8 protein-coding genes and 1 pseudogene are annotated in these 12,671 nt (G+C 41.4%); 4 read left to right on the top strand and 5 right to left on the bottom strand.

Annotation, left to right across the window (positions count from 1 at the left end; translation table 11 throughout):
- Positions 1 to 15 precede the first annotated feature (15 nt).
- Positions 16 to 837 carry an HAD hydrolase family protein gene (locus HXT28_RS01885; protein ID WP_016636545.1) on the bottom strand — a complete coding sequence of 274 codons (822 nt, stop codon included), beginning with the start codon at positions 835 to 837 and terminating at the stop codon, positions 16 to 18.
- A 121-nt stretch (positions 838 to 958) separates the two neighbouring features.
- On the opposite strand from HXT28_RS01885, the gene HXT28_RS01880 reads away from it, so the two are divergent.
- Complete coding sequence (locus tag HXT28_RS01880; protein ID WP_081091160.1) at positions 959 to 1,387, top strand: metallopeptidase family protein; 429 nt, start codon at positions 959 to 961, stop codon at positions 1,385 to 1,387.
- Between the two features lie 3 nt (positions 1,388 to 1,390).
- On the opposite strand, the gene HXT28_RS01875 is transcribed toward HXT28_RS01880, so the two are convergent.
- From HXT28_RS01875 to HXT28_RS01860, 4 genes and pseudogenes are all read right to left on the bottom strand, one after another.
- Positions 1,391 to 2,350, bottom strand: a complete 960-nt coding sequence (locus tag HXT28_RS01875) for a nucleoside hydrolase (RefSeq protein ID WP_422113581.1) — start codon at positions 2,348 to 2,350, stop codon at positions 1,391 to 1,393.
- A 57-nt stretch (positions 2,351 to 2,407) separates the two neighbouring features.
- Positions 2,408 to 3,199 (bottom strand): annotated as a pseudogene (locus HXT28_RS01870) (DUF5719 family protein); the annotation flags it as partial.
- A 10-nt stretch (positions 3,200 to 3,209) separates the two neighbouring features.
- On the bottom strand, positions 3,210 to 3,995 hold the full coding sequence (locus tag HXT28_RS01865) for a DUF5719 family protein (RefSeq protein WP_422113580.1): 786 nt from the start codon (positions 3,993 to 3,995) through the stop codon (positions 3,210 to 3,212).
- Positions 3,982 to 7,386: a glycosyltransferase family 2 protein gene (locus HXT28_RS01860; protein ID WP_422113579.1), complete on the bottom strand. Its 3,405-nt coding sequence runs from the start codon at positions 7,384 to 7,386 to the stop codon at positions 3,982 to 3,984. Before HXT28_RS01860 ends, HXT28_RS01865 begins: the two co-directional genes overlap by 14 nt.
- Before the next feature lie 384 nt (positions 7,387 to 7,770).
- On the opposite strand from HXT28_RS01860, the gene HXT28_RS01855 reads away from it, so the two are divergent.
- From HXT28_RS01855 to HXT28_RS01845, 3 genes are all read left to right on the top strand, one after another.
- On the top strand, positions 7,771 to 9,198 hold the full coding sequence (locus HXT28_RS01855) for an LCP family protein (protein WP_422113578.1): 1,428 nt from the start codon (positions 7,771 to 7,773) through the stop codon (positions 9,196 to 9,198).
- Positions 9,199 to 9,281: 83 nt separating this feature from the next.
- The gene (locus tag HXT28_RS01850) at positions 9,282 to 10,598 is read left to right on the top strand and encodes an LCP family protein (protein ID WP_422113577.1); all 1,317 of its coding nucleotides are present in this window, start codon (positions 9,282 to 9,284) and stop codon (positions 10,596 to 10,598) included.
- A 112-nt stretch (positions 10,599 to 10,710) separates the two neighbouring features.
- Positions 10,711 to 12,642: an FtsK/SpoIIIE domain-containing protein gene (locus HXT28_RS01845; RefSeq protein WP_422113576.1), complete on the top strand. Its 1,932-nt coding sequence runs from the start codon at positions 10,711 to 10,713 to the stop codon at positions 12,640 to 12,642.
- The last annotated feature ends 29 nt before the right edge of the window (positions 12,643 to 12,671 follow it).

The following is a 12,671-nucleotide window of genomic DNA, read 5'->3' as shown; positions in this document are numbered from 1 at the left end:
GTGCAATATAAAACTTTATTTATGAAAATGCGTAAGCACATTATTACAAAGCTTTAACGTATCTGTCGGACTAGTCACATGTACAGCTAATGCACCAGTAAAAGCTGTTGGATAATCATTACCACCAGGCGTCATGCGATCACCAATAAAAGTAATACGTTCAATAGCAAAATCACCATATTGGGCTAGCATACGCAACGCTTGTGCTTTGTCATCGCCACGTCTATATACGTCCACACTGGTATCGCCGCCTGCTCGCACAGCAAACTCTGGCAACGCTAAGGCAATACTTTGCGCAAGTTTTGCTTTTAGCACACCAGTAGGATCCCAAGCTTTTTTATATTCAATCGGGGCAAGCTGACCCAAAGCCGAAAAAGTAATTTGACTACCGCGATGCTCAATCTGATTACCCCACAGCATTGGATCGCCAGACTCTTTCCAAACACCCATGTGTTTGGCACACTGTTGTATAGCAGCAATTACACATCGCGTTTGTTCTGCATTGATACGATGCTCATAAACACAGTGCAACATCTTATGAGAATCAATACGATAGTAACTTGTGCCGTTTGTTGGCATAATATGAAGATGATTAAGCTGAGTACCTGGCAGTAACATATCCAAAATTTGACTTTGTACTAGCGATAAACAACCACCAGTAATGATTGCCACAGGCAACTCATTCATAAGATTGCTTAAAGATTCAGCCATAGGCAAAAGCATGGGTTTCCTAGAACATGCTAACGTATTATCTAAGTCAAAACCAATAAGTGATGATTGTGCAATACGTAAGTCAAGAGCACACTCATTCCAATCATGAATTATTGGTTTGAGCATTGCCGCTCCTCCTTGACTTGTACGCTACGTATCTAGTATCACATAGTGTGCTTATATTTCACACGCCGTAAAACACAAACTTGTTTATTTGATTGCCCTAGCCTTCACCTACAGTGGAAATATGACAGATGTAATTTGGGAACAACGACATTACCGAAACCGTCACGGTAGAGGATTACGAGCACCAATATTTGGAACACGACTTCCACAATATAGAACAGCAAGCGGAATGTTTGATGCTATGGTAGCAGCTCAAATTCGTCGTCTTCATGGTGCATGGAGAGCATTAACAAAAGATATACAATTTGCAGTAGAAGATGTGCCACCATCACAACCAGTATTGTGGGAGCGCAATCGTCGGATTATGTCGCAAGTCTTTCCAGCAAGTCGCGGCATCCCACCTCGTATTGTTTTGTATCGTTTACCATTATGCACTCACGTAAGTAGTCGCACTGAACTTCAATACGCTATCCGCGACGAGCTTGTGCAAAGACTTGCAGAATTATACGGACGTAGACCTGAAGAAATCGACCCCGATTGGGGAATGTAAGCATTATTCTCCCAAACTTTTCACGCCTAACATAGCATACATGTACTGCTTATAAAGCATTGGATTAAGTTTACTGCATATTCGCACGTTTGCTTTTTTGCCAGTACAATGATCAACATCAACAATAACAGCACCATAACTCGGTCCTTGTGTAATATCGACTTCGCAATAGTATGGTTCACACGCTGCAATGCATGCCGGATATAATGCAACTGCAACAGCCGAAGGATCAGCCATGTCAAGATATGCGTCACCGAAGCGGCCGATATTCATTTGCATAAGTTCTCTATTGCAATCAATAACAAATTGTCCTAAAGAACCACTCTTACGAATCATAGAGATTTCTTGCGGACTTAACATACAATCACCCAAACAAGCATCCCAACCAACCAGCGTAATATGAGGCAACCCCGATTCAATCACTATTTTCGCAGCCTCAGGATCTTGCCAAATATTAAACTCTGCAACTGGTGTAACATTACCCCTGCCAAGACCAGCAGATCCCATAATGATAAGATTACCAACTTTACGCATTGCATCCTCATCAAGACGCAAAGCAAGCGCAATATTCGTTAATGGCCCTAACGTAATAATGTCGATTTCACCATCATCACTATTACGAAGTAAGTCAAGCATCTTGAGCACACCACTACCGCTTGAAATCTTAAGTTTCTGCGGCACTAGCCCAATATCCCCCAAACCATCGCAACCATGTGTTTCATGAGCAAACGCAAGATCTCGCACTAACATTTTGCGACTACCACAATATACTGGTGGCGCATAAGTATCTGCATATTCAATCGTCGTCAACGTATTTATAGTAGCCTGATTCATGCTTACATTGCCTGCGACAGTAGAAAACATAAGTATCTCGTAATTACTATCACGCAACGCCATAGCAATCGCCATAGCATCATCAGAACCACAATCTGTATCTATAATAATTTTTTTACGATTAGTCATATAAACTCTTACTAATAATATACGATTATTTTTGTAACAAGTTCTTTATTACAATATTTAATGCACAATATGATGATTACTGCTGACATATACTTGCATCTGTTGTGGCTCTAAAGACTGTGAATCAAGCCATGCAACACCAGCAACATCAGACTTTTCTACTTCACTTTTACTAATGCGTGCAGAAAAAGTAATGTTATTATGCGATTGTACTGTAAACATTACAGCACCGCGTGATACGTCTACAGCAGGAATAGAAACTACTGCATGAGATGGAACTGTAATACGTTTTGCGTCAACTAAAACACCTGATGCATCAAAACCTTGTAATAGCACAGATGAATCATGATCGTTGGCTGAAGCCAGATACAACGTTGTTTCATCAGCAGCTACTGGCGAAACAATAGCACTACTGCCCTGCGAGCGCGATGCACTAATAAAAGCAACATCAGCCTGACCATCTTTACCTTCACGCGTAATTGATGCCATAGCAGCTACTGGAGTACTACCTGTTACACTCAGAGCATGAACATGTTCAGGCACTTTCCCAAGATCAATAACTTGTAAATGACGAGACTTCAATGACAATTCTTTAATCGTTTGAACGCCAGATTCATTCATCCAGGAAAGTGTTACGTTACCATCTTTCTGAGGCCATACATACACTTTTGTTTGGTCACCCTCACTGATACCAGAAAGAATATTAGTATGTGATTGTGAGTTTAACGCACGAATAATATCGACACCTCTTACTGTCAATCCGCGCATATGTATTACTTTCACAAAAGCAGCTACTGGCGTTTGCTCACTTTCAACTTGTACGTATAATCCTCCAGATCTTGGCGCTGCAGCAGCAAGATCAAAATAAGCATGTGAGTGAGCAGGTACCGTAAAAGCACTGCCTGTAGAAAAAAGTTAATGGTGTACTACCGTGCTGAGCAGACCATGCACGAACGCGAACTACCGTTGGTTTAGCAGCGGAATTAAATGCTTCCAAACGGAGAGAAGTGCCTTCGCTGGCTTCTGGAACCAAAAAAGTTTGTTTCATTACTGGTATGGAACAAGTAGTAGCAGCCAAGCCTCGCACGTCTCCTTTCGTAGCCCATGAAATCATTGATGCAGCTATACCAGTCCCAGATGCCACTCTAGATAAACGTCCTTCTAAAACTTGAGCATCATGATTAACATCGTGATCAGCGATAAGCGCTGAAGAATCTGTATCAGACGCTTGCGTATTCAATATCAATGACTGATCATCAGCATCTTGTACATTGTGCACACTAGCACGATACACATCACCAAAAGCTCCATAACGAGCAAAAGATTGCAAGTCCCCTTCTGATTCGTTATATTGACTATCACCATACTGCGATAGATCTGGTAACGATAAGCGAATAGGACACACTGATTGCAGACGAGTCGCGCCAACATTACGAGCAACACTACTGGACGGATTGTGCGCATTATCAGCAAAGTGTGGCATAGCGCCGCATACTGTTACAATGCAAGCAACAGTAAGTAACAATACAGCACTTAAAGTAGCGAGTGTTGCGACTCCCACAATTTTGTGTTGCTGCTTAATATCTACTTCTGAAGGCAATTCACCATGTTTTGAACCTTCATGAGGATGTTTACGCCAGTTCATCAAATTCCTCCTGACGCTGATTATCAGAACGTTCAAGTACTGCATATCGCCCAAAGCGCGGAACAGCAACTAAACAGTATATCAACAGCACCATTGCCAAAGAAAACACCCATGGGATTCTCCATGACAATGGACGTGAACGATAATATGACGACGTTGATGCTAATGACTTTGCGTCTGGCATGCCATCAAATCGACAATATGTACCTTGAGGTAAAGAAACCACTAACTGTGTACCTTCTGACGCATTTACATGTGCTATTAATCGATCTGTAGCTTCTTTATTAACCATACTTGCAGGTTGCGCTACAGGACGAAGCAGTTGTTGTATTGACATGGTATTTACGGAATTCGTTGGCAATTTAGTAGAACCATTAACAATATAAATGCCACCAATTCCAAGTTGCTTCAGTGCAGCTATAGCACCATTATCTGCATGAGATAACAGTTGAGCTGCTGCACGAGATACTACTTTATCAGTTACAGGTTCACCAAACATTATTTGCTTTACACGAAGTGCAGGAGATTCATCGATAGCATCTCCTCGAGATGTTCGCATAACGGCAATTGCTAATTTATGAGCACTCTGCGCCTGTAAAGCAAGTACACGATGAGTATCCGCTTTATGTAAATAATCTGACACAACCATCGGTAGACCATCATTACTTGCCATAATAGACGTGGCTGGTCCACTGAGCACAGCAAAAAGACCCAGCAATACTGCCATAGTCAACATACCGCTGGCAAGCACAGCACGTGTCACTCGAATTACATGTTGCATTAATTTAGCTGCGGAACGCCGCATAGCAGCACGTTTATCGATACGAGTTTGATAATTTTCAACAGTTTCAGACTCTGATTTTTGCACAACACGAAGAGGTTCAAAACGACGAACAGCTTGTCCAGCAACCATACACATGCATGACAAAACACCTAAGGTTGACAATGCTACTCCTGGTAAAGTACTCGCTGCTACAGGGCCAGTAATATCAGCTGCTACTACAATGCGCACAGCAATGAGCGTCAACAACATGCCACTAATAATTACAACCCACATCATACGTGAAACACGCAAAGCAAAAGGCAAAGCTAATGCCGAAACTGCCATAACTCCTGCGAGAACAGCAAACACTACCATGATTATTGTTCGCAAACTCATCAAAGGTATAGCGCTTGCAACATGAGGTGAAGCCATATTAAACGCTTGCAATAATGCATCAATATAATTTTGTACACGTGGTGCACCTTGAACACTACGCAAAGGCAATGCCATACTAGAAAATATTTGACGCCACATACCGGAATTTCCATAACGAATAGCACTACCTATAGTTGGAAGTAACACCACAATTGATGGAATTGGCATAAGTACGAACATAAGACGATGCGAACGTACCATAATAAGAGATGCAACAAAAATAATGATAAGCGGAAGTAAAAGTTGCGGTTCTGCTGCCACTGGAACCATAAAACATAGTGCAGCGCAAGCGGCGCTCTGAACAGAAGGAACAGGACGTACAGGATCTTCTGTTACATACATTCCAACTGCATGGAACGCAAAGGCAAATGCAGCAGGCAGAAATACCATAGTCATAAGCATTGGTAAATCACCACGAGCAAACAAACCAAAGGCTATGGCAATCATAGTCCAACAAATGCCAGCACAAACACGAACCGTATCGGAACGAGTAAATACACCTGCGAGCGCCCAAAAGCTCATACACATGGCAGGCGCTGCAAAAAAGAACATAAGTGTAACAGCTAATACTGGTTTAGCACCCGTTATAGCTGATGCCAACAACCAAACACTCAGCCAAGGTGTAGGAGGTAGCGCAGGGCCAAAACCATTGTCAGGAGTCCATGCACCGATAGCAGCATTCCATAATTGATGAAAATCTGCGCCGGTTGGTAACCACTGCTGCGCGTACAGCGATGCACCGCCTAAAACTTCACGCCACGGCGCACCATATAAGTGCAATATGACAGCAAATAACAATAATGCTGCAAGAACAACCGCACTCCAACGTCGTAATACGCGAACATGTAAATGGGTTCTTGCTAGAGGACTTAGTAATACATAATGTTGCTGAGATTGTAATGCTATACTGCGATCACGCCAACGAGCAATCTGTTTGCGATCCGCTACCAACGAAGTCAGTCGTTTGAGAGAAACACGAGTGTTACGCGCTACTCTACGACGCGCAAACATAGCATGAGGCAATTGCATAATAGCAAGCCAAGGAAGTAGCAACCGCACTACAGCAGCATAAGGATGCTTCACAAACAAAGAATGCAAAGCGCTCACTAAAGCCGCTGGCAAACTGCAAACCCAAACAATAGGCCACAAAAACATACGTATATCAGTATACCGGTAACGCTGTTTTGCAATAAGAGCAGGAGCTACACCATGTTGAAAACCAGCTTTTTCGTTACTTCTAGCTTCTCCATTGCGCGTACGTAGCCCTTCTAAACGTGCGCGTCGATGAGCGATACGAGCAGACGGAACCACTACTACACGACCGCCTGATAAGCATACGCGGCGACAAAAATCTCTTGATTCACCAAATGTAGTCATCCAAGATTGAGTTCCACGTAAGGTTTGCCAAGCCGATAGTGTAACTAATGCGCCAGCAAGAGATACCGCAAAAACATCACCTCGACCATCATATTGCTCTTGATCAACCTCGCCGTCAACCGTGAGTGTATGCACAGTATGCTTCCATGCATACATACCAACATTATGTAGAACAGTATCTTGCCAATCAACTTGTTTAGCACCTAGTACCGATGCGGTTGGCGTATTACGCCAAGTTTCACGCAAAGCTTCCAAACAATGCGAGTCAGCCGGTCTAGAATCATCATGCAGAAGCCATAATGACGAGACTCCTGCACATGGTAAAAGCTGTTTCAAAGCCTTTTCAATAGCATCACCAAACGAACGCGCTGATGATACTGGAACAATAACTATGCGCAATGGCTTGTGTTCAAAATTATCATCAAACTGGGCATGTGACTCATATGGAGCGCTACTATCACGGTAATCATTTGAAACATTTAAATCATTATGATGAATAGCGTCCAAAGAAGGCAGAGATGATAATCTCGAATCAAGCATTCCCGAAAACAAGTTCGAATTAAGACGCACTTGCATCGTTGTTTGCATGATTTGATGGACTCTGTTTGCACAGTCGACTACAACTAATGTTCCAGGAAGAACCGACTGATTCAATACTGCCTTCAATGTCTCAGTATAGAAACGAGTATCTCTTTCCACGCACATCATCGCCATAATAGAAGAATCTATTTCATGTGGACGAGCTGATTTTGCTGTAGAAAGCACCTGTAAAACTTCGTTTTCAAATGCACCAGTATAAGCAGTAGTTGAATCCATACTTACCAGTGTACGCAAGGGGTAGGTATCCGCCGCAACACAAACCACTATTTTTTAAAAAACTTATTCAAAAATGTATTTAAATTTCACACATGTTTAATAAGCAAACACTAAACTAGTACGAATATTACAATTCGTTATTGTTGTCGCGACTTCATAAATGAAAAATTTATCAAAATTTATCAACTTGATGAATTAAAAATCTACAATCTTTTGTTCTCAACAATGATTACCAACATAAGGCACGCAAAGCGTTAAATCTCAATGCCTTACACTACAATAGCTCGTTATATGTGCTTACTGGAATATAGCTTTATTTCTTGCGCATAAAATTAGCATTACAGCAGCATACAGAGTCTTTCTCCTATTGCGAAAGAAGGCACGATGGCAACTTCGCGGTATCCTGAAGATGTACGGTACCAATCAGATAATTGGAATTCCGCTACTCCGCGTCATAGCTTCGGTTATCGTATGATTAACCGCACGCGCAAGATACTGTGTATAGTTATCATTTCAGTACTCACCTTCTTTTTGACAATTATGGCTGCTACATGGTTAGATTTTTCTTCAACTGTAAGCAGTCGTGTTATCAGCGTAATTTCCCGAGATAAACAGGCACGCCAAACCCTAGACGTTAATGCAGGAAAACCTGTAACTTTTCTCGTTTTAGGTCAAGATTCACGCGACGGCAATAATCGAAGCTTTACTCACGATAGCGAGACAGGCGATCATCAATCTGACACCACCATGGTAGTGCAAATTAGTGCTGACAGATCATATATGAATATCGTTTCTATTCCACGCGATTCCATGGTCAATGCTCCTGCTTGCGACACTACAAAAGGTCGCATTCCAGCACGCCAACACGTTATGTTTAACTCAATTTTCGCTAGCGGATACGCACAAGGCGGAGATTTAGCTTCAGCAGCGTCATGTTCCTTGAAAGCGGTTAATGCACTTACTGGCTTAAATATTCATCATTTTATTGTCACTGATTTTAGTGGATTAAGCAATATGATTGATGCTATTGGCGGCGTATCTTTATGTATTCCAACTGCTACACGAGATACGTATACAGGCGTGAATTTTAAACAAGGCATGCAGCATTTAGATGGTCGTCTTGCTACACAATACGCACGTATGCGACACGATACCGCAAGTGACGGTTCCGATATTATGCGCACTACTAGGCAGCAATATCTTATTAAACAGCTTTTGCATCAAGCACTATCTAAGAATTTATTTACCCAAACTGGAGAACTTTATCAGCTTGCTAAATCAGCATTAGGTGCTTTGAGTATCAGCGAAGGATTAGCTGATCCGAGCACTCTAGTTGGTCTTGCGCTCAGTATGCGCAAATTAAATACTTCTCATATTTATGCGCAAACAATTCCTGTTGTTCCAGATGCGTATGATCCAAATCGCGTTGTATGGTCCGATGAAGCAGACAGTATTTGGAAAAGAATGCGCGAGAATAAGCCACTCTTTTTGCAAGCTACAAATAAAAACAAAAAAAGTACTAACAATAATTCCAAAAATACTAATCAGACTGATGATATTGATGACGACAATACCAGCGTAAGTGAAAACGATAAATTAAACAAAATAAATACGCAGACTACGCATGTAGGTTCAATTAATCCTAAAACAGGGTTAGCTAAAAATGCTCAAGGACAACTTATCGATCCAAACACTGGTGGAATTGTAAATCCTACTAATGGAACTATTCACGATCCACAAACTGGACAATATGTTGGTATTGCAGATCGGTATGTTAATAATGTATTGTGCGCTGTACCTCGAAATAAATGAGGTAATATAAGTAACATGAGTGCTGTAGATTTACAGTACTCATTATTTCGTTGTAATAACTATGAAGCGCATTGGGAGGATGCATGAATTCGCAATCGCACAAGGACTTTTCTGAAGATAGCACAAATCCGCCAATCTTCAATCCTTCGCACACTAACGATTCGTCTCTTACCAACGTTCCCCCAAGCTTCATACCAACACACACAAAACAAGCGAAAACTACTGCACATCATCCCAGTACAACACAGGCACCTTCCTTTGCACCTCAAACGCAACGAAAACAAGTAAGAACATCAAATCAGTTTTATACACAACAGCCTGTTACTTACGCACCACATCAGCAGCAACCAAAACAGGTACGACAAATACACCCAGCACCACATATCCACGCTTCCACGGCATTGAACAATGTCGCAGAAGCTGCTGCACAAATGCCAGTCAAAAAGTCGCACAGGTTCCTCCATGTTTTCTTAGCACTGCTCACAATACTCGTAATAACATGCATGGGATTAGGCGTATACTCGTGGCATTGGGTAGATTCCCGCATGAATCGCACATCATGGCTTACGAATACACCAAGCACCCAAGGAACTGCTTGGCTTATTCTCGGTTCTGATCAGCGTGAAGGTGAAGAAGCTAAAGAAATTACCGGTTTTAGAACTGATACTATTCTTGTACTCACGAAGCCAAGCAACGGTCACAGTTCTCTCATTTCCATTCCTCGCGATTCACTTATTTCCTTCAATGGTGAACATATGAAAATTAACAGCGTAGCTCAGTTTGCCGGAAATAAAGCACTAACTTCAGTAGTTGAATCCATTACTGGTCACAGAATCGATCACGTTGCAGAAATACGTTTTAATGGTCTTACCAATGTTGTTAACGCACTCGATGGAATCGATTTATGCTACAACCGCACAGTAAGTGATAGATTTAGCGGATTACATTGGACCTCTGGCTGTCATCATGTTGATGGTGCCACAGCACTAGCATTTTCACGCATGCGTTATGCAGATCCACAGTCCGATTTTGGTCGTGCTGCACGTCAACGCATGGTTATTGCAGCAATTATGAAAAAAGCTTTAGCACGCGATACGATTACAAATTTGGGGAAAATAAAAAAACTTGCCAAAGCAGGCTTAAGCTCAGTTTTACTTGACGAAAAATCTAATCCTGGTACTCTGTGGGAAATGGCTCAAGCTTTTAGAGAAGCAACAGGTTCACAAGGCGTATCTGGCACAATATATTGGACAAACCCTGATTATCAAGTGCCAGGAGTCGGTTCATCTGTGTTGCTTGACGATGCTAAAAATCTAGATTTGTTCAATCAGCTTGCAGCAGGAACACATAAACCAGGTGCTGTTGGAACACTTGCCGAATTACAAAATACTGCGTTCTGACACGCACTTGTCTATAAAATATAGCTAAGCTGCATACTCCGCCGCTTTATCTTTTAACCACAAGTTCATGCAACTCTTGTTATGAGTAAGCAAATATTGTCATTATACAATTATGCGCAAAGAATCTCATACAACGATAACTACCACCAAAGTACTCATGTACGTACAACTTGCAGCAAGTATTGTACCTATACTAGCTCATATTGCATTAGCAATAATGGCTTGGATGCAAAACAATTGGATGATGCTGGCAATGATTGTTCCAAGCATTATGATGTATGTAACAAGTTTAGTACCACAAATTTTGCAATACTTAACACAACAGCAGAACACACAAAACGCAGAACAAAACCAGCAAATTACACAAGAACCCTACTCTTCTGCAGCTAATTTTTCTTATGAACAAGCATCTGAAGAAAATCTACCAGATAATCTTACACCAGTAAGTTTAGAAACATTATTGATGAATAGAAACGCAGCTTGTACAGCACAACCACCTTGGAAAACGGTACTATACACTTGGTTAAAAAATATAACAACAAATTGCGCACAGAATACACTAGAATCAGCAAATCAATATATAACTTCACACGCATCTTTGCCTAGTACTAAACAAAAGCACCTTATTGCACCACTGGGCGTAAGTAACAATGGTTACTGCTACATGGATTTAATTAACAATGGTCCACATGCGTTAGTAGCAGGAACTACAGGATCAGGCAAATCCGTATTGCTTACAACTTGGTGTTTAGCATTAGCATTCCAGTATGCTCCAGAACAATTACATTTTGTTTTCATGGATTTTAAAGGTGGCGCAACTTTCGATGCCCTGTCAACTCTGCCACACACTGTAGGAAACGTTGGCGATCTAAACTTACGTCACGCAACTAGAGCCCTGCGAGGACTAGAATTAGAATTAGATAGGCGCGAACGCTTAGTTGCACAACAAGGCTGTCACAATATTTCACAAGTTATTCCAGCAGAACCTTCATTGCTTATTGTTATAGACGAATTTCATGCTTTAAAAGATCAACTTCCTGACTACATGCCACGTCTTATACGCATTGCTTCCGTAGGTAGATCTCTAGGCATGCATATTATTGCTGGAACGCAAAATCCGTTAGGTCAAGTGAGCGCAGATATGAAAGCTAATATTGCTATTAATATTTGTTTACGCGTGAGAGACGGAATGCAATCTCAAGAATTACTAGGCACATCGCAAGCTTCTCACATAAGCCCCCATACCCCAGGAAGTGCCTACTACAATATTGGAGAGGGAGTAACTTCACTACGATGTGCTCAAAGTCAAAACCCTCGACGATTGGTGCGCGCTATACAATTGGCAGGAAGGTTCTGTCATCATGAATATTCACCAACATTATTTAGCGCTCCATTACCATCTCTACTCTCTATAGAACAACTTAAACGATATGAGCATAAAACTGACGATAATAAAATAAAAGTAGCAACTCATCAACAAACGCGTATAACGAATCCATTAGCACAAGCTGTTGTTATTGGTTTGCAGGATGACAGCATTCATTTATCTCCAGCATTCTTACCACTGCATTTAGGAAACGTAGCTATTATTGGAGGACGTCAACAAGGTAAAAGCACAATACTACGCATAATTTCACAAGCTCTACAAGTGCCAGTATATTCTGGCACAACATTAACAGCTCAAAATGTAGCATGCGTTCAACATAATGTTTCACCATTGCTCATTGATGATGCAGATGAATTGCTTAATCCGCTTAATGCTGATCAGCAGGCGATTGCTTTCCAAGAACAATTGCAGAATAGTTACTTTCCTATTGTTTTTAGCACGAATACTGCACGCAATTTACGATTGCCAGAACAAGCACCAGTTCGCATCATATTCCCCACTGGTGATGTTGGAATGGATACTATGCTTGGCATACCCACAGCATTATCAAAAACTCTTGATGCACAAGACTACCAACTCCCAGGACGCTGTGTCATTATTGCTCCAGGGGCAGCAAATTTAGTACAAGTAGTATGGCCTAACGATTGCAGAAAATAAAAAATCTTAATAAAGATGCAAAATACCTT

Origin of the sequence: Gardnerella washingtoni, from assembly GCF_049262705.1 — a bacterium.
In the GTDB taxonomy this organism is placed as follows: Bacteria; Actinomycetota; Actinomycetes; order Actinomycetales; family Bifidobacteriaceae; genus Bifidobacterium; species Bifidobacterium vaginale_D.
The sequence above is the reverse complement of the archived record's forward strand: the minus strand, read 5'-3'. Positions and strand labels throughout refer to the sequence as shown.